This is a genomic window from Rhizobium sp. SRDI969 (assembly GCF_025152725.1).
Lineage (GTDB): Bacteria > Pseudomonadota > Alphaproteobacteria > Rhizobiales > Rhizobiaceae > Rhizobium > Rhizobium leguminosarum_I.
In genome coordinates this window covers 22,393-44,874 of record NZ_CP104035.1, presented here as the reverse complement: position 1 = coordinate 44,874, position 22,482 = coordinate 22,393, and the positions used below count along the sequence as shown (strand labels likewise).

20 protein-coding genes are annotated in these 22,482 nt (G+C 62.7%); 14 read left to right on the top strand and 6 right to left on the bottom strand.

Going from position 1 to position 22,482, the window contains the following annotated elements; all coding sequences use genetic code 11:
• Positions 1-63: 63 nt before the first annotated feature.
• The gene (locus tag N2A41_RS00225; RefSeq protein WP_017966752.1) at positions 64-396 is read left to right on the top strand and encodes a LapA family protein; all 333 of its coding nucleotides are present in this window, start codon (positions 64-66) and stop codon (positions 394-396) included.
• A gap of 39 nt (positions 397-435) precedes the next feature.
• Here the strand turns inward: N2A41_RS00225 and N2A41_RS00220 are convergent, their stop codons facing one another.
• Together N2A41_RS00220 and N2A41_RS00215 are read right to left on the bottom strand one after the other, a co-directional pair.
• Positions 436-870: a GNAT family N-acetyltransferase gene (locus N2A41_RS00220; RefSeq protein ID WP_017966751.1), complete on the bottom strand. Its 435-nt coding sequence runs from the start codon at positions 868-870 to the stop codon at positions 436-438.
• Between the two features lie 37 nt (positions 871-907).
• Positions 908-1,363 (bottom strand): SRPBCC family protein, encoded by a 456-nt coding sequence (locus N2A41_RS00215; protein WP_260057166.1) that lies wholly within the window; start codon positions 1,361-1,363, stop codon positions 908-910.
• Between the two features lie 68 nt (positions 1,364-1,431).
• Here N2A41_RS00215 and N2A41_RS00210 point away from each other — a divergent pair, with 68 nt between their 5' ends.
• The 6 genes from N2A41_RS00210 to N2A41_RS00185 all read left to right on the top strand — a co-directional run bounded on the left by N2A41_RS00210 (position 1,432) and on the right by N2A41_RS00185 (position 8,038).
• Complete coding sequence (locus tag N2A41_RS00210) at positions 1,432-2,079, top strand: NUDIX hydrolase (RefSeq protein ID WP_260109938.1); 648 nt, start codon at positions 1,432-1,434, stop codon at positions 2,077-2,079.
• Between the two features lie 182 nt (positions 2,080-2,261).
• On the top strand, positions 2,262-3,359 hold the full coding sequence (locus N2A41_RS00205; RefSeq protein WP_260109937.1) for a class I SAM-dependent methyltransferase: 1,098 nt from the start codon (positions 2,262-2,264) through the stop codon (positions 3,357-3,359).
• On the top strand, positions 3,356-4,216 hold the full coding sequence (locus N2A41_RS00200; RefSeq protein ID WP_017966748.1) for a TrmH family RNA methyltransferase: 861 nt from the start codon (positions 3,356-3,358) through the stop codon (positions 4,214-4,216). The genes N2A41_RS00205 and N2A41_RS00200 overlap by 4 nt, the downstream gene beginning before the upstream one ends.
• A complete protein-coding gene (gene lspA, locus N2A41_RS00195; RefSeq protein ID WP_017966747.1) occupies positions 4,213-4,716 on the top strand; it encodes a signal peptidase II in 504 nt (167 codons plus the stop codon). Before N2A41_RS00200 ends, lspA begins: the two co-directional genes overlap by 4 nt.
• A 55-nt stretch (positions 4,717-4,771) precedes the next feature.
• Entirely contained in the window at positions 4,772-7,054 is a 2,283-nt protein-coding gene (locus tag N2A41_RS00190; protein ID WP_260109936.1) for a hybrid sensor histidine kinase/response regulator, read from the top strand.
• 108 nt (positions 7,055-7,162) lie between these two features.
• Positions 7,163-8,038 (top strand): GNAT family N-acetyltransferase, encoded by an 876-nt coding sequence (locus tag N2A41_RS00185; RefSeq protein ID WP_222387259.1) that lies wholly within the window; start codon positions 7,163-7,165, stop codon positions 8,036-8,038.
• A 58-nt stretch (positions 8,039-8,096) separates the two neighbouring features.
• On the opposite strand, the gene N2A41_RS00180 is transcribed toward N2A41_RS00185, so the two are convergent.
• Positions 8,097-8,414, bottom strand: coding sequence for a hypothetical protein (locus tag N2A41_RS00180; protein WP_260109935.1), 318 nt, complete (start codon positions 8,412-8,414; stop codon positions 8,097-8,099).
• A gap of 329 nt (positions 8,415-8,743) precedes the next feature.
• A complete protein-coding gene (locus N2A41_RS00175) occupies positions 8,744-11,026 on the bottom strand; it encodes an NADP-dependent malic enzyme (RefSeq protein ID WP_162115403.1) in 2,283 nt (760 codons plus the stop codon).
• 113 nt (positions 11,027-11,139) lie between these two features.
• Between N2A41_RS00175 and mutS the strand changes: the two genes are divergently transcribed.
• The 4 genes from mutS (at position 11,140) to murJ (ending at position 18,786) form a co-directional block, all read left to right on the top strand.
• Positions 11,140-13,866 carry a DNA mismatch repair protein MutS gene (gene mutS / locus N2A41_RS00170; RefSeq protein ID WP_260109934.1) on the top strand — a complete coding sequence of 909 codons (2,727 nt, stop codon included), beginning with the start codon at positions 11,140-11,142 and terminating at the stop codon, positions 13,864-13,866.
• A gap of 9 nt (positions 13,867-13,875) precedes the next feature.
• Positions 13,876-14,151 (top strand): hypothetical protein, encoded by a 276-nt coding sequence (locus N2A41_RS00165; protein WP_003544896.1) that lies wholly within the window; start codon positions 13,876-13,878, stop codon positions 14,149-14,151.
• Positions 14,152-14,277: 126 nt separating this feature from the next.
• Entirely contained in the window at positions 14,278-17,184 is a 2,907-nt protein-coding gene (locus N2A41_RS00160; RefSeq protein ID WP_170257388.1) for a [protein-PII] uridylyltransferase, read from the top strand.
• Between the two features lie 24 nt (positions 17,185-17,208).
• Positions 17,209-18,786 (top strand): murein biosynthesis integral membrane protein MurJ, encoded by a 1,578-nt coding sequence (gene murJ / locus N2A41_RS00155; protein ID WP_222292472.1) that lies wholly within the window; start codon positions 17,209-17,211, stop codon positions 18,784-18,786.
• A 2-nt stretch (positions 18,787-18,788) separates the two neighbouring features.
• On the opposite strand, the gene N2A41_RS00150 is transcribed toward murJ, so the two are convergent.
• Positions 18,789-19,145, bottom strand: coding sequence for an endonuclease domain-containing protein (locus N2A41_RS00150; RefSeq protein ID WP_260109933.1), 357 nt, complete (start codon positions 19,143-19,145; stop codon positions 18,789-18,791).
• 351 nt (positions 19,146-19,496) lie between these two features.
• Entirely contained in the window at positions 19,497-19,925 is a 429-nt protein-coding gene (locus N2A41_RS00145) for a YcbK family protein (RefSeq protein ID WP_222280040.1), read from the bottom strand.
• Between the two features lie 187 nt (positions 19,926-20,112).
• Here N2A41_RS00145 and N2A41_RS00140 point away from each other — a divergent pair, with 187 nt between their 5' ends.
• The 3 genes from N2A41_RS00140 to N2A41_RS00130 all read left to right on the top strand — a co-directional run bounded on the left by N2A41_RS00140 (position 20,113) and on the right by N2A41_RS00130 (position 22,282).
• Positions 20,113-20,511, top strand: a complete 399-nt coding sequence (locus tag N2A41_RS00140) for a VOC family protein (protein ID WP_026154399.1) — start codon at positions 20,113-20,115, stop codon at positions 20,509-20,511.
• Between the two features lie 130 nt (positions 20,512-20,641).
• Entirely contained in the window at positions 20,642-21,706 is a 1,065-nt protein-coding gene (trpS, locus tag N2A41_RS00135) for a tryptophan--tRNA ligase (protein WP_017966736.1), read from the top strand.
• An 84-nt stretch (positions 21,707-21,790) separates the two neighbouring features.
• Positions 21,791-22,282, top strand: coding sequence for a universal stress protein (locus N2A41_RS00130; RefSeq protein ID WP_003544884.1), 492 nt, complete (start codon positions 21,791-21,793; stop codon positions 22,280-22,282).
• Positions 22,283-22,482: the final 200 nt, after the last annotated feature.

The window sequence follows — 22,482 nt, the reverse complement described above, 5'->3', positions numbered from 1 at the left end:
CGCAGTAAGGACGAAACGCGCCCTGCAAAAAGACCGGCGCAATCTGCCGCGTGGAGACCTCAAATGGCCAAGAAGATCGTCAACCTGTTGATTCTGCTGCCGCTCGGCGTCATCCTCATCGTCTTTTGCGTCGCCAACCGGCAGAGCGTCACGCTCGCCTTCAATCCGTTCCGGCCCGAAGACCAAGTGCTTGCAGTTTCCGCGCCCTTCTTCGTCTTCCTGTTCATCGCGCTGATCACAGGCATGCTGATCGGTGCGGCCGCCACCTGGTTCAGCCAGGGCAAACACCGCAAACGCGCCCGCACCGAGGCCAAGGAAGCCATTCGCTGGCAAGGCGAGGCCGACCGCCACAAAAACCGTGCCGAGGAAATCGCCGGGCAGCTGCCGGCGCGGTAAAGCCGGATTGGCATGTCGACGGCCAGTTTTGGCGGCGTCTCAAACCGGAAAAAAACTCAATTCCTCATAGTCACCCTCCGGCGAGGCGCCGTTGCCGGTCACCTGGAACCCGTGGGAAAGGTAGAACGCCTTTGCCCGCCGGTTCTTCACCAGGCATTTCAGCCTGTACCGGTGTTGCGGCCATTCCGGCAGGGCGTGCAGCAGCGCCGTGCCAGCGCCCTGCCCCTGGAATTCAGGGCTGATATAGAGCATGTGGATGAAATCGTCCTCCGGCCAGAGCGACAGGAAGCCGGCGACGCTGCCGCTTTCATGCGCGCAGACAAAGACCGTCTCGCCGTTCGTATGGGCGGCGAAATCCTCGCGGTAGAACTTGCCGGGGTCGACCCAGACGAATGTTTCGCGGCGCACGGAAAGATAAATCTCCGCGAGCATTTCCTGATCTTCCGCCCGCGGCGGCCTGATGGTCCACGTCATGACGTCGATTTAAACAAACCCTCAGCCCGCGCCAAGCCTAACCGGCCGCCATCTTCGCGACGACAGCGGCATTGAAATCCGAAAAGAACCCTTCGGCGAGCTTCTTCGAGGTCGAATCGAGCAGGCGGGCACCGAGCTGGGCGAGCCTGCCACCGAGTTCGGCCTTCGACCGGTACTGCAGTATGGTCTCGGCACCCCTTTCCTCGAGCACGACATCGGCGCTGCCCCTGGCGAAGCCGGCAAGACCGCCTTTGCCTTCGGCCGACAACGTGTAGCTCTTCGGCGCATCCACATTGGAAAGCGTCAGCAGCCCATGAAAGGTGGCAGACAGCAGGCTGAACTTGACCTTGATCGTCGCCTCGAACGCGCTCGGCGACAGCCGCTCGATGCTCTGACAACCTGGGATGCAACCGCGCATGATCTCGGGATCGTTGAGCGCTGCCCAGACGACGTCCCGCGGCGCGGCGATGCGTTCTTCGCCGGTGAAATCCATTCGATAGCCCCATCTCCGATCGGTTCATCTTATCCCAGCGGGAAAGCGCTTTGCCAAGGCGGGACGGAATGTTATCTGCCGGGCTCCGACCTGGCACATATTTGACACACATAGGGGATGGGCCGATGAACGACGAACTGAAGCCGTGGAGTGTGACGGCAAGCCGCATCACCTATGAAGATCGCTGGATCCGGGTCCGGAGCGACGATTGCGTCACTGCCGATGGAACCGTCATCGCGCCATTCCATGTGCTCGATTATCCTGACTGGATCAACGTCATTCCGCTGATGCCTGACGGGCGCGTGCTGCTGACGCGGGAATACCGGCACGGCCGCGGCGAGATCGTGGCCGGTCTCGTCGCCGGCGGCGTCGAACCCGGCGATAGCAAGACCGGCGATGCGGCAATGGCGGCGGCACGGCGCGAGCTGCGGGAAGAGACCGGCTATGAAGCCTCCACCTTCGTCAAGCTGCTCACCTCCTATCCGAATGCCGCCAACCACAGCAATGTGGTGACGAGCTGGCTGGCGCTCGGCCTGAGCAAGGTCGGCGAACCGGCATTCGACCCCGGCGAGAAGGTCGACCTGCTGTTTGCGGATCTCGCTGCCATCCTGAGCGACCTGCAGTCCGGCGCCGTCATCATGCAATCGATGCATGTCGCAGCCCTCTATGCGGCGGAAAGCTGGCTTCGCACACAGACCTCCGAGGGCTTGAAATAGGCGCCGCGCCAGGTGACCCTGTCGTTTGCCCGGGCCAGGTCGGCTGCGCAGTTGATCCGGCACGGTTTTCTGCGCTACTGCATAATTCAAGTGCTGCAGCGTCCTTTGCGCGTCTCAAAAGACGCACGGCGCTGTGGGACGCAAAGCCGATAAGCCACCCGACAGAGATGCGGAAGAGCACGTTGAAACAAAGAGAAGGCCGGCCGGGCCAGAAGAAAACATCAGGTCCTTCCGGTGAAGGCCGCAGGGACGATCGGGCAGGCCGGCCGCCAAAGCCGGTCGCGCGGCCCGCGGCAACCCGTGAGGCGGCGCGCGAGGCTGCCTTGCCTGCCGCCGTCGTGCGTCCGCTGATGACACGCAGCGGCGAGCGTCCGACGGAGCGCGTGCCCGTCATCCTCGAATCGCTCGGGGCCGGCGACTTCCACCTGATCGACAGCGGCAACGGCGAAAAGCTCGAGCAATACGGCCCCTACCGCATCATCCGCCCCGAGGCCCAAGCGCTGTGGCGGCCTTCGCTGGCGCCCCAAGTCTGGGAAAAGGTCGATGCCGTCTTCACCGGCGACACCGACGAGGAAGGCACGGGCCGCTGGCGCTTCCCGAAAGAGGCGCTCGGCGAGACCTGGCCGCTCAATCTGCTCGGCGTCGATTTCCTCGGTCGCTTCACCTCCTTCCGTCATGTCGGCGTCTTTCCCGAGCAGATCGTCCACTGGAGCTGGATGAAGGAGCAGGCCGAAAAGGCCGGCCGGCCGCTGAAGGTGCTGAATCTCTTCGGTTATACCGGCGTCGCCTCGCTTGTCGCCGCCGCAGCCGGCGCCGAGGTCACCCATGTCGACGCCTCGAAGAAGGCGATCGGCTGGGCAAGGGAAAACCAGGCGCTCGGGCGCATGGAGAAACTGCCGATCCGCTGGATCTGCGAGGATGCGATGAAATTCATCCTGCGCGAAGAACGCCGCGGCAGCCAGTACGATATCATTCTCACCGACCCGCCGAAATTCGGCCGCGGCCCCAATGGCGAAGTCTGGCACCTCTTCGAGCATCTGCCATTGATGCTCGATGTCTGCCGCGAGATCCTGTCGCCAAAGGCAGTGGGCCTGGTGCTGACGGCCTATTCGATCCGCGCCAGCTTCTATTCGATCCACGAGTTGATGCGCGAGACGATGCGCGGCGCCGGCGGCGTGGTCGAATCCGGCGAGCTGGTGATTCGCGAAGCCGGCACCGACGGCAGGACGCAAGGCCGCGCGCTTTCCACCTCCCTCTTTTCCCGCTGGGTGCCGAAATGAGCAAGGACTTCCACGATCAGGGGCCGCGCAGGGTCGGACAGGTGAAGGAAGTCACCTCGCTTGCCAATCCGATCATCAAGGACATCAAGGCGCTGACGAACAAGAAGTCGCGCGAGGAAAGCGGCACTTTCCTCGCCGAAGGGCTGAAGCTCGTCATCGATGCGATCGAACTCGGCTGGGCGATCCGCACGCTGGTCTATGCCAAGGCCGCCAAAGGCAAGCCGCTGGTTGAGCAGATGGCGGCAAGGACCGTCGCCTCGGGTGGGCTGGTGCTCGAAGTCAGCGAAAAAGTGATCGCCTCGATCACCCGCCGCGACAATCCGCAAATGGTCGTCGGCATCTTCGAGCAGCGCTGGACACCGCTCAAGGGTATCCGGCCAAGGGAGGGCGAGACATGGGTGGCGCTCGACCGGGTGCGTGACCCCGGCAATCTCGGCACCATCATCCGCACGGCCGATGCGGCCGGCGCTTCCGGCATCATTCTTCTAGGAGAAACGACCGACCCCTTTTCGCTCGAAACCGTGCGGGCCACCATGGGCTCGGTCTTTGCCGTTCCGGTCGCGCGGGCGACACCGGAGGAATTCATCGCCTGGCGGAAATCGGCCGGCGTTTCCGTCGTCGCGACGCATCTTGCCGGCGCGGTCGATTACCGGACGATCGACTACCGGAAAAAGCCGGTCGTGCTGTTGATGGGCAACGAACAATCCGGCCTGCCCGAGCAGTTGGCCAGGGAGGCCGACGCGCTTGCCCGCATTCCGCAGCAGGGCCGCGCCGATTCGCTGAACCTCGCCGTCGCTACCGCCGTCATGCTTTTCGAGGCGCGCCGCCATCTCCTCTCACTTGCCGAGGGCAAATGACCGAACAGACGCATGCACACCCCGCGCTGTTTTCGCGGCCGGCACCGATCCTCTTCTTCATCGTCGTCGCCGTTCTCATCGACCAGGTCGTCAAGATCACCGTTGATCATTACCTGCCGCTGCAGGAGGCGGTGCCGGTTATTCCCATGCTGGCGCTCTACCGCACCTACAATCTCGGCGTCGCCTTTTCGATGCTGTCTGGCATGGACGGCTGGTTCATCGTCGGCATGCGGCTCGTCATCGTCGCCTTCGTCATCTGGCTGTGGCACCGCACGGCGAAGGACCGCTGGATCGCTCATCTCGGTTATGCGCTGATCATCGCAGGCGCGATCGGCAACCTCGTCGACCGCTTCGCCTATGGACATGTGATCGATTACATTCTTTTCTACACCGAGAGCTGGTCCTTCGCGGTTTTCAATCTCGCCGACAGTTTCATCACCATCGGCGCCGGTTGCGTCATTCTCGACGAGCTGCTGCTGCCAAAAAAGGCCGGCCGCTAAAATCTTATCGAAATCCTGAAGGCATTCGGAACGGGCCTCATGTTATCCAGATAGCATGCAGAACCTGGGACAGTTGCAGGAAAGATTGTCCGCCGCCTTCGGTGGACCCGCCGCCAAGCCGCATGAGAAGCGGATGGAGGCCCCTTCCTCACGACCCGGCGCATCGACACCTCAGGGAGCCGATGATCGTCAGAGGGGAACCGCACCGACAAGGCGGCTGCTGTTCTACTGGCTGGGCGGCGCCGGCCTTCTTGCCGCAACGATCCTGATGCTGCTTGCCCATGCCGGCGATCCGTTGCTTCTTTCGGGCGGCCTTGTCGTTCTTGGCCTTGCCGTCATTGCCGGTTATGCCCTGCTGATGGTTCGGCCGCGCAAGGCCGGGCAGGGCCCCGGCAAATCCCTGCAGGATTGGAACGCTGGCGCAAAGCTGTTTGCCGACGTGCACGACGTGCTCGGCGACATCACGGTCAGCCGGACCATGGACCGGTGCATCATCTCCGCCAACGATACTTTTCGCCGCCTGAGCGGGCGGCTGCGTCCGGAAGGAAAAACCTGCGAGGAGATCGGGCTTGCCTTCCGCCCCGGCCCGATACCGCACTGCTACGATGTCGAGATCTCGACACCGGAGGGCCAGCGCATCTTCCTCTGGCGCGACGTCGTCACCCGCGACCCGGCAAATGGCCGCCTGCTGTTGCAGAGCGTTGCCCGCGACGTGACCGACGAGCGGCTCATCGCGCAGGGTCGCGAAGAGGCCCGGCAAAAAGCCGAATATAACAGCGCCGCCAAATCGAGGTTGCTTGCCACTGTCAGCCACGAGGTGCGCACGCCGCTTTCCGGCATCCTCGGCATGACGCATCTGATCGCCGAGACGCGGCTGACGCAGGAACAGCAGAACTATCTCGCGAACATCCGCCAGTCCGGCCATGCGCTGACGCAACTCGTCGAGGACCTGCTCGACTTCTCCACCATCGAGGTCGGCCGTTTCGCGCTGCACCCGCGCTCGGAATCGTTGCGCAAGCTTCTGGAAAGCGTCGTCGAGATGCTCGCCCACCGGGCGCATGAAAAGGGTATCGAGATCGGCGCCACAGTGTCGTCCGACGTGCCCGAAAATATGAGCTTCGACCCGGCGCGGCTGCGTCAGGTCCTCTTCAACGTCATCGGCAATGCGGTGAAATTCACCCAGGTCGGCGGCGTCTTCATCCGCGTATCGCTCGACCCCGGCGATATTTTGATCACCGTCACCGATAGCGGTCCCGGCATGACGACGGAGGAGCAGGCGCGCGTCTTCGGCGAGTTCGAGCAGGGCGGGAGCGTAGCCGACAAGAGCAGCGGGACCGGGCTCGGCCTTGCCATCTCCGCCCGCATCATGCGCGAATTCAACGGCGCGCTGACGGTTGCCAGCGAAAAGGGCAAAGGCAGCGAATTCACCATCCGCTTCCCTGTCGATATCGGCAATGAGCGCCCCGACCGGCGAAACACGCTGCTTGCCGGCAACAGTGTCGTGCTGCTGGCCCCAGCCGGTGCGGCGCGCACAGCCATTGCCGAGACGATCACCACGCTCGGCGGCCTCTGCCATCTCGTCGGCGACGGCGAGACGGCGCGGGCAACGCTGCTCGGCTTGGCAAAGGGCGGACGGCGGCCAACCGATATCATCATCGACCACCGGATGTCGGCGGAATTTTCCGCCCATCTTGCCGATCGCGCCGAAATCGCCGCGCTTGGCCTGCGCAAGGTGCTGCTCGTCAATCCGGAAGAGCGTAGCGCCCATCCGCTCGACCTTTTCGACGCCTGGCTCATCCGCCCCCTGCGCGAGCAGTCGCTGATCGACGTGCTGCGCGGGCGCATGCGCGGCATGGAGAAACGCGACGCGCTGAACGACAACCAGCCCGGCTTCGGCCTTTCGGTGGCGGAGACATTTGTTGCCGCCAGCGGGCTCAGCATCCTGCTCGGCGAGGACGACCCGATCAATGCCATGCTGGTGCGCGTCGTCCTGGAAAAGGGCGGGCATAAGGTGCGCCATGTCGAAGATTTCGAGGCGCTGCTCGACTACGCGCTCTGCGAGGCGAATGCCCGGCCCGATATCATCATCAGCGACCTCTCGATGCCTGGTGGTAACGGCATCGAAATGCTGGGACGCCTGCGCGGCCATGAACGGCGGCTCGATCTTGCCTCGGTGCCGGTGATCGTGCTGACCGCCGACAAGAGCGACGAATCGCGCCGCCAGGTCTTGCTCAACGGCGCCAACCGCGTCATGGTAAAGCCGGTCGATCCGGTGCGGCTGCTGACCGAAGTTCAAGCGGTTGCCGCCCTTTCCGCCCGCCGGGCAGAGGCGCGGTGAGCGCCTCAAAAACCGGCACGCTTCTTGCGCCTGGAAATTCAAAATGTCACTTTCCTGTCGCAGAGAAGTGTTTTATGGCGTCGATAAGCCGGCAACGGGAGAATCGTCATGTCCGCCATCGACATCCTGAATCGTGACACCACCGCGGAGCCCGCACGGCCCTCGACGGCTGTACAGAAGGACGGCGATATCCTCGGCCGCATCGGCAATCTGGAGACCCGCCTTGCCCGCACGGCACGCGAGATCGATGCCGCCCAGGCCGTGCGCTACCGCGTCTTCGTTGACGAAATGAAGGCGCAGCTGCCGCTGGATGCCATGCGCCGCCAGCGCGACGTCGATGCCTATGACGCCGTCTGCGATCATCTTCTCGTTCTCGACCGCTCGATCGAGGGCGACCCGGAAGACCAGATCGTCGGCACCTACAGGCTGTTGCGTCAAGATGTCGCCATCGCCAATGGCGGTTTTTACTCGGCTTCCGAATTCGAAATCGACGGCCTCATCGCCAAACATCCGGACAAGCGCTTCATGGAGCTCGGCCGCTCCTGCGTGCTGCCGGAATACCGCACCAAGCGCACTGTCGAGCTGCTGTGGCAGGGGAACTGGGCCTATGCGCTGAAGCATGGCGTCAGCGCCATGTTCGGCTGCGCCTCTTTCCCCGGCGTCTATCTCGAAAGCCACGCGCTGGCGCTGTCCTTCCTCCATCACAATGTGCTGGCGAAGAACGAATGGGCCGTCGGCGCCCTGCCGCATCTGGCCCGCAACATGGACCTGATGCCGGTCGAGGCCATCAACCCGAAGCGGGCGCTGATGGCCCTGCCGCCGCTGATCAAGGGCTATCTGCGCCTCGGTGCGATGGTGGGCTCCAGCGCGGTCGTCGATCATGCCTTCAACACGACCGACGTGCTGATCGTGCTGCCGATCACCAGCATTTCGGACCGTTACCTGAATTATTACGGCGCCGACGCCGGTCGCTTCGCGAGCTAAAAGAAGGTCCTGAGCATCAAAGGGGCTTCGTGTCGTTTATTGACGATCATGAAGGGTGCTATGGACGGGGTTCTTTTCGCGGAGTTTCTTTTGTCTGGTAGTCGCGACGTTCGCTGCCATCTGGCAATAAGCGAGTAATGGCTCCAATCACCAATAGTGCGGCGGATCCCCAAAACAGTTTTGGGTCATACGCAGATGCGCCAACCGCATTGGCTACGCCTGCCACCATGCCGCATGGGCCGCCCATCGTATAGATGCACTCCATAGGCAAAGGCCCGGTCGCTCCCAAAAACTGGGCCACATGCGAGTAAAACGTATGCCACCACAGAACAGAAACAGCTAACCCAACGCCGCCGGCAACGATAAGAAGATTCATAAGACCTTTAGACACTGCCGCCCTCTCTGCTGGGAGCACCCACACCCCTTGGAAGATATAGCGTGATGCCGCTCTACTGCATAGCATAAGCGGGATAGTTTGAGGTCAGCATCCTTGCGTAGCGCAAACGCGAGAAAATCGATAACCTTGGCATCAAGCGAGGAAAGGCTGTCCAGCACACTTATGAAGGGCCGCTCGGCTGAGGTCGTCAAGCCAGGTCGAGCGCCTGCACAAAAGCCAGCCCATAAGTTCCATCGATGCCGGAAAACCCTGCCCGGCTGACGCGCTGAGCTGGGAAAATGCCGTCTCATAATGTGGGCCGGATGAGTTTACGAACCCCCGTAGGCGGCGATCGCCGCCATATTGACGATGTCGCTGTCCTTGGCGCCCATCGAGGTGATCTGCACCGGTTTGTCGAGGCCGACGAGGATCGGGCCGATGACCGTGGAGCCCCCGAGCTCCTGCAGCATCTTGGTCGAGATCGAGGCCGAGTGGAAAGCCGGCATGACGAGGACGTTGGCCGGCCCGGAGAGGCGGCAGAAGGGATATTGCTCCATCACCTTGCGGTTCAGGGCGACGTCGGCCGCCATCTCGCCGTCATATTCGAAATCGACGCGGCGCTTGTCGAGGATCTTCACCGCCTCGCGCACCCGCTCGGAGCGTTCGCCTGAGGGATGGCCGAAGGTGGAATAGGCAAGCATCGCGACACGCGGCGGATAGCCCATCCGCCGCGCCAGACCTGCGGCCTCTTCGGCGATATCGGCAAGCTCTACGGCCGTCGGCATGTCGTGCACCGCGGTATCGGCAACGAAGACCGTGCGGCCGCGGCAAAGCGCCAGCGACACGCCGATGACGCGGTGGCCTGGCTTCTCGTCAATGCAGCGGCGCACATCTTCGAGCGCCGTCGAATAGTTTCGGGTGATGCCCGTCACCATGCCGTCGGCATCGCCGAGCGCCACCATGGTGGCGGCGAAGTGGTTGCGGTCGTTATGGATCAGCCGCTGGGCGTCGCGGTGGAGATAACCCTGCCGCTGCAGCCTGGCATAGAGATAGTCGATATAGGCCTCGACCCGGGTCGATAGCCGGGCATTGACGATTTCGAGGCCCGGCCGGTTGAGATCTATGCCGGCGCGTTCCGCCGTCGCCCGGATCAGATCCTCGCGGCCGAGCAGGATGGCGGTGCCGAGCTGCTGGTTGGCGTAGGACATGGCGGCGCGCAGGACCTGTTCTTCCTCGGCCTCGGCAAAGACGATGCGCTTCGGACGACGGCGGACGCGCTCGTAAAGGCTGGCAAGTGTCGAGGCGATCGGATCGCGGCGCGCCGAAAGCTCGCGGGCATAACCCTCCATGTCGGTGATGACCTTGCGGGCGACGCCGCTTTCGATCGCGGCTTGCGCGACCGCGACCGGGATCGCCGAGATCAGGCGCGGATCGAAGGGAACGGGGATGATGTATTGCGAGCCGAAACGCGGCCGGTTGCCCTGATAGGCGGCAACCACGTCATCCGGCACATCCTCGCGGGCTAGGTTTGCCAGCGCGTTGACCGCGGCGATCTTCATCGCATCGTTGATTGTCGAGGCGCGGACATCGAGAGCGCCGCGGAAGATATAGGGAAAGCCGAGGACGTTGTTGACCTGGTTCGGATAGTCCGAACGGCCGGTCGCCATGATGGCGTCGTCGCGGATGCGAGCCACCTCTTCCGGCGTGATCTCGGGATCGGGATTGGCCATGGCGAAGATGATCGGCCGCTCCGCCATCGAGCGGATCATCTTGGCCGAAAACGCACCCTTCTGCGACAGGCCGAGAATGACATCCGCGCCTTTCATCGCCTCTTCGAGCGTGCGCGCGTCGGTCTTTGCCGCATGCGCCGATTTCCACTGGTTCATGCCCTCGGTGCGGCCCTGGTAGATGACGCCCTTGGTATCGCAGAGGATGACGTTCTCAGGCGCAAAACCCATTGCCTTGATGAGTTCGACGCAGGCGATCGCCGCAGCACCGGCACCGTTGCAGACGAGCTTCGTCGTCTTCAGGTCGCGGCCGGTCAGCTCCAGCGCGTTGATCAGGCCGGCAGCGGCGATGATCGCCGTTCCATGCTGGTCGTCATGGAAGACGGGAATGTCCATCAGCTCGCGCAGCCGGCTTTCGATGACGAAACAATCCGGCGCCTTGATATCCTCGAGGTTGATGCCGCCGAAGGAAGGACCGAGGAAGCGCACGCAGTTGATGAACTCGTCGACATTTTCCGTATCGATCTCTAGGTCGATGGAATCGACGTCGGCGAAACGCTTGAAGAGCACCGCCTTGCCTTCCATGACGGGCTTCGAAGCCAGCGCGCCGAGATTGCCGAGACCGAGGATTGCCGTGCCGTTTGATATGACGGCGACCATGTTTCCGCGCGCGGTATAGTCGTAAGCCGTCTGCGGATCGGCGGCGATCGCCTTGACGGGCACGGCAACACCCGGCGAATAGGCAAGCGAAAGGTCGCGCTGCGTCGCCATCGGCTTGGTCGCGTTGATCTCCAGCTTGCCGGGCCGGCCCATTGCGTGAAAATCGAGCGCCTCCTGGTCGGTAACAGACGTTACCAGCCGGTCCTTCTTATCGATATCGGGCATAAATCCTCCAACGTCCTGTGGGCGACGCTTTGCTCTTCCTCAAATGCTGTTGTCATCTATAGCGGCGCGCGGATAGGGTTGGCACCTGTTTTTTTGGGAAAAACTCCACCTCCGTGAACGCACGAATAGACACAGGGAATGAAGCCTTTTCGGCTGCCGAGCTCGCCACGGCGGAAAGCCGTGCCTCGGCGACGCCGATGATGGAGCAATTTATCGAGATCAAGGCGAACAATCCGGGTTCCCTGCTCTTCTATCGGATGGGCGACTTCTACGAGCTGTTCTTCGAGGATGCGCTGGAAGCCTCACGCGCGCTCGGTATCACGCTGACCAAGCGCGGCCAGCATATGGGCCAGGATATCCCGATGTGCGGCGTTCCGGTGCATGCGGCCGACGATTATCTGCAGAAGCTGATTTCGCTCGGCTTCCGCGTCGCCGTCTGCGAGCAGATCGAGGATCCCGCGGAAGCGAAGAAACGCGGCGCGAAATCCGTCGTCAGGCGCGACGTCGTCCGCCTCGTCACTCCCGGAACGATCACCGAGGAAAAGCTGCTTTCGCCCTCGGAATCCAACTATCTGATGGCGCTGACCCGCATTCGCGCCAGCGGCGAGGCCTTGCTGGCGCTTGCCTGGATCGATATTTCCACCGGCGTGTTCCGGCTTGCCGAGACCGAAGCCTCGCGCCTGCTTGCCGATATCCTGCGCATCGATCCGCGCGAACTTATCCTGCCCGACACCATCTTCCACGATCCCGAACTCAAGCCGGTCTTCGACGTGCTCGGCCGCACAGCCGTGCCGCAACCTTCCGTGCTCTTCGACAGCGCCAGCGCCGAAGGCCGGATCGCGCGGTATTTCGGCGTCGCGACGCTCGACGGCTTCGGCACCTTCTCGCGCGCCGAGCTGGCGGCGGCGGCCGCCGCAATCGCCTATGTCGAGAAGACGCAGATCGCCGAGCGGCCGCCGCTTGGAAAGCCGGAACGGGAAAGTGCTGCCTCGACGCTGTTCATCGATGCCGCCACCCGCGCCAATCTCGAGCTTGCCCGCACGCTGTCCGGCGATCGCAACGGTTCGCTCTTGAAGGCGATCGACCGCACCGTCACCGGCGGCGGCGCCAGGCTTCTCGCCGAACGGCTGATGTCGCCGCTGACCGACCCCGCCCGCATCAATGCGCGGCTCGATTCGATCGGCTTCCTGATCGACGAACCCTTGCTCTGCGGCAATCTGCGCGACACGCTGAAACATGTTCCCGACATGCCGCGTGCGCTGTCTCGCCTGGCGCTCGACCGCGGCGGCCCGCGCGATCTCTCGGCGATCCGCCAGGGGCTCGACGCGGCGGGCGGAGTTGCGGCGATGCTCGGCAAGGCGATGCTGCCCGAAGAGCTCGGCCAGGCTCTGTCCGAGCTGCAGGCCCTTCCCGCGGCCCTGGAAAAGCTGCTTGCCGAGACCCTCGCCGATGAATTGCCGCTGTTGAAACGCGATGGCGGTTTTCTTCGCGACGGCGCCAGTGCCGAGCTCGACGAGGTCCGGGCACTGCGCGACCAGTCGCGTCGCGTCATTGCCGGCCTGCAATTGCAATATGCCGAGGAGACCGGCATCCGGTCGCTGAAGATCAAGCACAACAACGTCCTCGGTTATTTCATCGAAGTCACCGCCGGCAATGCCTCGCCGATGACGGAGACGGCGGAGGCGAAGGCCCGCTTCATCCACCGCCAGACGATGGCGAACGCGATGCGCTTCACCACGACCGAACTTGCCGATCTCGAAAGCCGCATCGCCAATGCCGCCGACCGGGCGCTGACGATCGAGCTCGAAGCCTTCGACAGGATGACGGCGGCCGTCGTTGCGGAAGCCGAGGCGATCAAATCGGGCGCCCGGGCGCTTGCCGTCATCGACGTCGCCGCAGGCTTGTCGCTTCTCGCCGAGGAGCAGGCCTATTGCCGCCCGCAGGTCGACGGCTCGAAGATGTTTGCCATCGAGGGCGGGCGCCATCCGGTCGTCGAGCAGGCGCTGCGGCGGCAGGCGGGCGGCCCCTTCGTCGCCAACCATTGCGATCTCTCGCCCAAGACCGGCGACCGGGATGGGGCGATCTGGCTGCTGACCGGCCCTAATATGGGCGGCAAGTCGACCTTCCTGCGCCAGAACGCGCTGATATCAATCCTGGCGCAGATGGGCTCCTTCGTGCCGGCGACATCGGCCCATATCGGCATCGTCGACCGGCTTTTCTCGCGCGTCGGCGCCTCCGACGATCTGGCGCGCGGGCGCTCGACCTTCATGGTCGAGATGGTGGAAACGGCGGCGATCCTCAACCAGGCGAGTGACCGTTCCCTCGTCATCCTCGACGAGATCGGCCGCGGCACCGCCACGTTCGACGGTCTGTCGATCGCCTGGGCCGCCGTTGAGCACCTGCATGAGGCCAACCGCTGCCGCGGGCTGTTCGCCACGCATTTCCATGAGCTGACCGTGCTTTCGGAAAAGCTTGGCCGGCTATCGAACGCGACGATGCGCGTCAAGGAATGGGACGGCGACGTCATCTTTCTGCACGAGGTCGGGCCGGGTGCGGCGGACCGCTCCTACGGCATCCAGGTCGCGCGCCTTGCCGGGCTTCCGGCCTCCGTCGTGGCGCGGGCCCGCGACGTGCTGACCCGTCTGGAAGATGCCGACCGCAAGAACCCGGCGAGCCAGCTGATCGACGACCTGCCGCTTTTCCAGGTGGCGGTGCGCCGCGAGGAAACGGCCCGTGGGGCCTCCAAGGTCGAGGAGGCGTTGAAGACGATGAGCCTTGACGACATGACGCCGCGCGAGGCAATGGATGCGCTTTACGATCTCAAGAAGAAGCTGAAATAGGAGCGGGCCATGTTCATGGAAAAACTGGTTCGCGAAACCGAGCGCCTCTCGCTCATCTGCTCCATGCTCGACACGATGCGGCGCGCCGATAAGGACCGCAACGCGCGCGGCTGGACGTCGCCGATCGGCATGCTGAAAATCACCCGCTGCTGCGCTGTAATCTCGGAGCTCGGAACGTCGATCGCCAAGGCCGGCTATCGCGAATGCGACAGGCAGGCGCTTGAGGAGATCATGCGCGAGACACGGCAGGTGCTGCATCTGCTGAATGCGCGGGCCGCCGGCTGAGGAAAACCGGCGCCTTGCGTCAAAGCGCCCTCGCCTCTTGACGCGAACCAACACCATTTCGCCAAATTTAAAGGTTCTTGCACTATCAAAGCCCGTGTCAATCGCCGGGCAAAGGGGCTATAGCGCATGCAGACGAAACAAGCGGCAGGCCGCGAACCGGCAGTCCGGCATGAACAGGAAACCGCCCCGGCGACAGCGATGCGCGACCTCGATTTCTCCAACATCCTCGACATCGAGCTCTTGCAGAAGCAGTGTGACGCCGTTGCCGAGGCCAACCGCAACCGACCCGACATCCTGCGCGCCGATCTTCTGGCGGTGCTGAAGAAGGCGAGCACGGAGGGCCGGCAGAAGGCGCGCGAGGCACTCATGGCCGACGGCGGCGGGCTGAATTGCGCCTACCGGATTTCCTGGCTGCAGGACCAGATCATCACCGTCCTCTACAATTTCGCCACCGCCCATATCTTTCCGCATCAGAAAAACAAGTTCGCGGTGACCGCCGTCGGTGGCTACGGCCGCGACACGCTGGCGCCCGGCTCGGATATCGACCTGCTCTTTCTCTTCCTGCCGAGGCCGGCGGAAGAGACGCACAAGGCGGTCGAATTCATGCTCTACGTGCTCTGGGACATGGGCTTCAAGGTCGGCCATGCCACCCGCACGGTGGAGGAGTGCATCGCGCTTTCCAAGTCCGACATGACGATCCGCACCGCCATCCTGGAGATGCGCTGCATCTGCGGCCTGCAGCGGCTGGGAACCGAGCTCGAGACCCGCTTCGACAAGGAAATCGTCACCGGCACCGGTCCCGAATTCATCGCCGCCAAGCTTGCCGAGCGCGACGAACGCCACCGCAAGGCGGGCGACACGCGTTATCTCGTCGAACCGAACGTCAAGGAAGGCAAAGGCGGGCTTCGCGACCTGCACACGCTGTTCTGGATCTCGAAATATTATTATCACGTGCGCGACCAGGCGGAGCTGGTCAAACTCGGCGTGCTGTCCAAGCACGAATACCGTCTGCTTGAGAAAGCCGACGATTTTCTCTGGGCGGTGCGCTGCCATATGCACTTTCTGACCGGCAAGGCCGAGGAGCGCCTGTCCTTCGACATCCAGCGCGAGATCGCCGAAGCCTTCGGCTATCATACGCGCCCGGGCCTTTCGGCCGTCGAGCGCTTCATGAAACACTATTTCCTTGTCGCCAAGGATGTCGGCGATCTCACGCGCATCCTTTGCGCTGCGCTTGAAGACCAGCAGGCGAAGGCGATCCCGGGCCTTACCGGCGTCATCAGCCGCTTCACCCATCGCAATCGCAAGATCGCCGGCAGCGTCGAATTCGTCGAAGACCGCGGCCGTATCGCGCTCGCCGACCCCGAGGTCTTCAAGCGCGATCCGGTCAACATCATCCGGCTCTTCCATGTCGCCGACATCAACGGGCTGGAATTCCATCCGGACGCGCTGAAACGCGTCACCCGTTCACTCGCCTTGATCGACACCAGCCTGCGGGAAAATGATGAGGCGAACCGGCTGTTCATGTCGATCCTGACGTCGAAGCGTGATCCGGCGCTCATCCTGCGACGGATGAACGAGGCCGGCGTGCTCGGCCGTTTTATCCCGGAATTCGGCAAAATCGTCGCGATGATGCAGTTCAACATGTATCATCACTATACGGTCGACGAACATCTGATCCGCACCGTCGACATACTCTCCGAGATCGACAAGGGACGCGCCGAGGATCTGCATCCGCTCGCCAACAAGCTGATGCCCGGCATAGAGGATCGCGAGGCGTTGTATGTCGCCGTTCTCCTCCACGACATCGCCAAGGGCCGGCAGGAGGATCATTCGATCGCCGGCGCCCGTGTCGCCCGCAAGCTCTGCGCCCGCTTCGGCCTATCGCAGAAGCAGACCGAGATCGTCGTCTGGCTGATCGAGGAACATCTGACCATGTCGATGGTGGCACAGACCCGCGACCTCACCGACCGCAAGACGATCACCGATTTCGCCGACCGCGTGCAATCGCTGGACCGGCTGAAGATGCTCCTGATCCTGACGATCTGCGATATCCGCGCCGTCGGTCCGGGTGTGTGGAACGGCTGGAAGGGCCAGCTGCTGCGCACGCTCTATTATGAAACCGAGCTGCTGCTCGCCGGCGGCTTTTCAGAGGTCTCCCGCAAGGAGCGGGCCAATGCCGCCGCCGAGGCGCTGCATTCAGCGCTGGCCGACTGGAGCCAGAAGGACCGCAATACCTATACCAAGCTGCACTACCAGCCCTATCTGCTCTCGGTGCCGCTGGAAGACCAGATCCGCCACGCCCATTTCATCCGTCAGGCCGATAAGGCGGGCCAGGCGCTCGCGACCACGGTGCGCACCGACAGTTTCCACGCGATCACCGAGATCACCGTGCTGTCGCCCGACCATCCGCGGCTGCTCGCCGTCATTGCCGGCGCTTGTGCCGCGGCCGGCGCCAACATCGTCGACGCCCAGATCTTCACCACATCGGACGGGCGGGCGCTCGACACCATCCATGTCAGCCGCGAATTTACCGACGATGCCGACGAGTTGCGCCGGGCTGCGACGATCGGACGGATGATCGAGGACGTGCTGTCCGGCCGCAAGCGGCTGCCCGAGGTCATCGCCACGCGCGCGCGCAACCGCAAGAAAAGCAAGGCTTTCGTCATTCCGCCGTCGGTCAACATCACCAACAGCCTGTCGAACAAGTTCACCGTCATCGAAGTCGAATGCCTCGACCGGCCGGGACTGCTGTCGGAGATCACCGCCGTGCTGTCCGATCTGTCGCTCGACATCCAGTCGGCCCGCATCACGACCTTCGGCGAGAAGGTGATCGACACCTTCTACGTCACCGATCTGGTCGGCCAGAAAATATCCGGCGACAGCAAGCGCGCCAACATCACCGCCCGGATGAAGGCCGTCATGGCCGAGGAGGAGGACGAGTTGCGCGAGCGCATGCCCTCCGGCATCATCGCGCCCGCCGCCACAGCCCGGACATCGCCCTCCACCGACAAGAAAGCCGGTTCCCCCGTATGAGCCAACACGCATGAGCCCAAACGCATGAGCCTCGTCAAGAAATTCGCGACCGTCGGCGGCGCCACCCTCGGGAGCCGCATCTTCGGCTTCGCCCGCGAAACGCTGATGGCCGCCGCGCTCGGCACCGGGCCGATGGCTGACGTCTTCTACGCCGCCTTCCGCTTTCCGAACCTGTTCCGCCGGCTGTTTGCCGAGGGTGCCTTCAACGCCGCCTTCGTGCCGCTCTTTGCCAAAGAGATCGAGGCGAACGGCACGGACGGCGCCAAACGCTTTTCGGAAGAAGTCTTCGGCGTCTTGTTTTCGGTGTTGCTCCTCATCACCATCGTGATGGAGCTTGCCATGCCGCTGTTGGTGCGCTTCGTCATCGCGCCGGGCTTTGCCGACGACCCCGACAAGCTCTCGATCACTATCCGCATGGCGGCGGTGATGTTTCCCTATCTGATGTGCATGTCGCTGACGGCAATGATGAGCGGCATGCTGAATTCGCTGCATCATTTCTTTGCCGCCGCCATCGCACCCGTCTTCCTCAACGTGGTGATGATCGGGGCGCTGTTTTATGCGCTTTATACCGGCGCCGATCCGCTGGCGACGGCCTGGTATCTCTCCTGGGGCGTTCTTGCCGCCGGCGTTCTGCAGCTCGCCGTCGTCTATGTCGGTGTGCTTGCGGCCGGCATGAGCATCGGCCTCCGTTTCCCGAAGATGACGCCGAATGTCAAGCGGCTGCTGATCCTGGCGGTGCCGGCTGCGGTGACGGGCGGTATCACCCAGATCAACCAGCTGATCGGCCAGGCGATTGCGTCGTCCCGCGACGGCGCGATCGCAGCGCTGCAATATGCCGACCGCATCTATCAGCTGCCGCTCGGCGTCGTCGGCGTCGCCGTCGGCGTGGTACTTCTGCCGGAACTGGCCCGGGCGCTGAAGGGTGGCAACCTGCGCGAGGCCGGAAACCTGCAGAACCGCTCGATCGAATTCGTGCTGTTTCTGACGATCCCCGCTGCCTTCGCGCTCTGGATCCTGTCCGACGAGATCATCCGCGTGCTCTATGAGCGCGGCGCCTTCCATCAGGAAAACACCGCCGTCGTCGGCTCGATCCTGGCGATTTACGGCATCGGCCTGCCGGCCTTCGTGCTGATCAAGGCGTTGCAGCCCGGCTTCTATGCCCGCGAGGACACCAAGACGCCGATGCGCTTTTCGGCCATCGCGGTTGCCACCAACTGCGCCACCGCGCTGACCCTCTTCCCCTATATGGGCGCGCCCGGCATCGCGGTTGCCGAAGCCACCGCCGGCTGGATCAGCACCGTGCTGCTGTTCATCACGCTTTTGCGCCGTGGCCACCTGACATGGGAATGGGCGCTGGCAAAGCGTACCGCCCTGCTGATCGTCGCTGCGGCCGTGATGGGCGCTGCGATCGTCTTCCTCAAGCAGCACTGGGCGCCGTGGCTTGCTTCCGGCGCGCCGCTTATCACCAAGATCGGCACCCTCGGGCTGCTGATTGCGATCGCCATGCTGATCTATTTCGCCGCCGCTTTCCTGGTCGGCGGGGCAAATCTCGGCATGATCCGACGCAATCTGAACCGCAAGCCGGCGAAGACGGAAGGGTGAGCTTATTCGCCTCGATTTCGAAGTTGCGTCAGGATGGAAGCGCAGACGAAATCGAGGCTGTTTTCGACTTCATCGTTCCAAAAGCGAAGGATACGGAAGCCTTCGGCCTTGAAATGATCGTCGCGAACTGTGTCGGCTGCGTTCTCCGCATGCTGCGAGCCGTCGACTTCGACAATGATCTTAGCTTCGAAGCAAACAAAGTCGAGAATGTAGCCCCCCAGAGGCACCTGTCGTCTGAACTTGAAACCTTCGAGTTTCCGATCTCGAATGACCTGCCACAACATATTTTCCGCACGCGTCGAATCCTTCCGCATCGCCTTGGCACGGCTTCGATTGATCGGCGGCGGTATGTGGCGCATCGCGTCCCTCCCTGCATCGCGCTCGACGATAGGGTATGCCCCCCTCACCTGCAATTTCTAACACTTAGCTGAAGCTAAGATGTTGAAATTGCTTCCTCTCCCACAAGGGGAGAGGGGAAACGCGGCGCTCGCCTGGAAATACCTCTCCCCCTGTGGGAGAGGATACAAAATCAAGATCTTAGCCGAAGGCTAAGTCTTAGATTTTGTTGGTGAGGGGGAGTTTCGGTGCGTGTCGACGATCCCCATTGCCTTGGCCCGCGCTGCGAGCCTTGCCTGTTCAATTGGCCGATATCATGATGGCTGCAATGGATAGGATAAACCGGAACGGGAAGAGGCGGCCGGATGGATCCTCTAGCAATCCACCCATCGTCGCTGCGGTCCGACGTCGACATGGATGATGCCGTTGCAATAGCTGCCGATGCCGCCTATGCCCGGCGCGCTTCTTGCGACAGCAATGATCGTGCGCTCCGACAGGCCAGGCATCCTGAAATCGGCCGCCAGACATTTCCCGTGCAGGGACCCGTGGCGGCGGGGATGCGGCCTGTGGCCCGAGGTTATCACCGGGCGGCGGCCGGTCTTCGCAGCAATATACGACAGGACCGCTCGCAGGCGCTCGGGAAAGCAGCCGGCACGAACGCTGACGGTCTGGACCGTGTAGGCGAGACGTGCCTGATGTTTTGGAAGATGAACACCATGCCTTTTCATGTCTTGACCGACGGCACCGGTTGCTGATTGTAGGGCGAAAAGGCCTGCCATGGCGAGCAAAGTTGCGTTCTGCATGGTCCCTCCGATCGGCTATCGCAGCAACCCATCGGCGCCGGTGCCACGCGGCGGATTCTCAGTTCAAAAAAAGCTTTTTTGTGAAATTTTATACTCCATTATGAGTAAAACGGTTGATCAGTTCGGCTTAAAAACCGGGATATCGCCGCTCAAAACTGGAATAAACATCTCAAACGCGAGGCAACACATGATGATCCAGTCTCTTTTCCTCGTCACTCTCGTCGTCGACGACTACGACCGCGCCAAGGCCTTCTATTGCGACGGCCTCGGTTTCGACTGCCTTCAGGACGAGCCGCAGCCGGAGGGCAAGCGCTGGGTGGTGGTGAAGCCAAGGGGTGGGGATGGCGCCGCTTTTCTGCTGGCGCAGGCGGCAGACGAGACGCAGCGCGCAGCCATCGGCAATCAGACCGGCGGGCGTGTCGGCTTCTTTCTGAAGACCGACGATTTCGCCCGCGACCATGCCGCCATGCTGGCGGCCGGCATACGCTTTCTGGAAGAGCCGCGTCACGAGGTTTACGGCACGGTGGCCGTCTTTGCGGATCCCTACGGCAACACTTTCGATCTGATCCAGCACACTGCCGCCTGAACCCCTTGATTGCGACCGGTTGCCCGTGCATAAGCCGCGGCGTTAGCAATATGGGCGAAAAGCCCTGCTGCATTCTGCAGCAATTTAAACCATGACAGCGTGGGCCCTCCACCAGCCTATTGAGGACGACATGAACGAATTCAAGAAACTCGTATTCTCCGGCGTACAGCCGACCGGCAATCTGCATCTCGGCAATTATCTCGGCGCGATCCGGCGGTTCGTGGCGCTGCAGGAAGGCAACGACTGCATCTATTGCGTCGTCGACATGCATGCGCTCACCGCCCAGCTCGTGCACGAGGACATGCCGAGCCAGACGCGCTCGATCGCGGCTGCCTTCATCGCCGCCGGCATCGATCCGGAAAAGCATATCGTCTTCAATCAGTCGGCCGTGCCGCAGCATGCCGAACTCGCCTGGATCTTCAACTGCGTCGCCCGCATGGGCTGGATGAACCGGATGACGCAGTTCAAGGACAAGGCCGGCAAGGACCGTGAACAGGCCTCGCTCGGCCTTTACGCCTATCCAAGCCTGATGGCTGCCGACATTCTCGTCTATCGCGCCACCCATGTGCCTGTTGGTGAGGACCAGAAGCAGCATCTGGAGCTTGCCCGCGACATCGCGATGAAGTTCAACCTCGACTATGCCGAGCACATCAGCAGGACCGGATACGGCGTCGATATCACCGTCGGCAACGAGCCGGTGCATGCCTATTTCCCGATGGTCGAGCCGCTGATCGGCGGACCGGCGCCGCGTGTCATGTCGCTGCGCGACGGCACCAAGAAAATGTCGAAGTCGGACCCTTCCGACCTCTCGCGCATCAACCTGATGGACGACGAGGACGCGATCTCGAAGAAGATCCGCAAAGCCAAGACCGATCCGGACGGCTTGCCGAGCGAGATCGACGGGCTGCAGGGCCGTCCGGAAGCCGACAATCTGGTGGCGATCTATGCCGCACTCGCCGACAAGTCGAAGGCGGACGTGCTTGCCGAATTCGGCGGCCAGCAATTCTCCGTCTTCAAGCCGGCGCTGGTCGACCTGGCGATCAACGTACTCGCGCCGATTACCGGCGAGATGCGCCGGCTGATGGACGATACCAGCCATATCGACGCGATCCTGCGCAAGGGTGGCGAGCGCGCAAGGGCGCGCGCCGAGGTGACGATGCGCCAGGTGCGCGACGTCATCGGCTTCCTCTATTGAGAGTGATCCCCTTCTCCCTGTCGCGGGGGGAAGCGGAAAAACTGGACTTGCAAATTTTCCGCTTCGGGTGTCAGAGTCCGCGCCATGGTATCGAAGCGACTCTCACGGCTCGAAGGTCACCGCCGCAAATTCATGGCGGTAATCGACGGCACACCGGAATGCCAACGCGCCGTTCATTATGCCGGCCGGCGCGCGAAGAATTCCAATGGCGGGCTGGTGCTGCTCTATGTGATCCCCGATGGGGATTTCCAGCAATGGCTCGGCGTCGAAGAGATCATGCGGGCCGAAGCGCGCGAAGAAGCCGAGGCGGTGGTTGCCAAGATCGCCCAGATCGTGCGCGAGACGATCGGCATCGAGCCTGAGGTCGTCATCCGCGAGGGCGGTGCTGCCGAACAGATCAACGCCGTGATCGAGGAAGACCGCGATGTGGCGATCCTGGTTCTGGCTGCCGGTTCGGCAAAGGAAGGTCCTGGGCCGCTGGTCTCCTCGGTCGCCGGCCGCGCGGCGGCGTTTCCGATCCCGGTCACCGTGCTGCCGGATACGCTGACCAACGAGGAAATCGACGCCCTCTGCTAACGAAACATGCGAGCGGTTTCGGACGACATCATGCTCTAACTCTTTAAGTTAGAACAGGATTCTAGTTTCAGGCCGACCGGGCCTGAAATCGTCCCGTCCCAGCATTTCTTGAGTACAAGTCTCTTGATTAGAGCCGTCAATCGGCTTATCTTCTTTTGAAGAATTCTAAAGACGGCCGAGGCCCTGGGCAGGCCGCATGG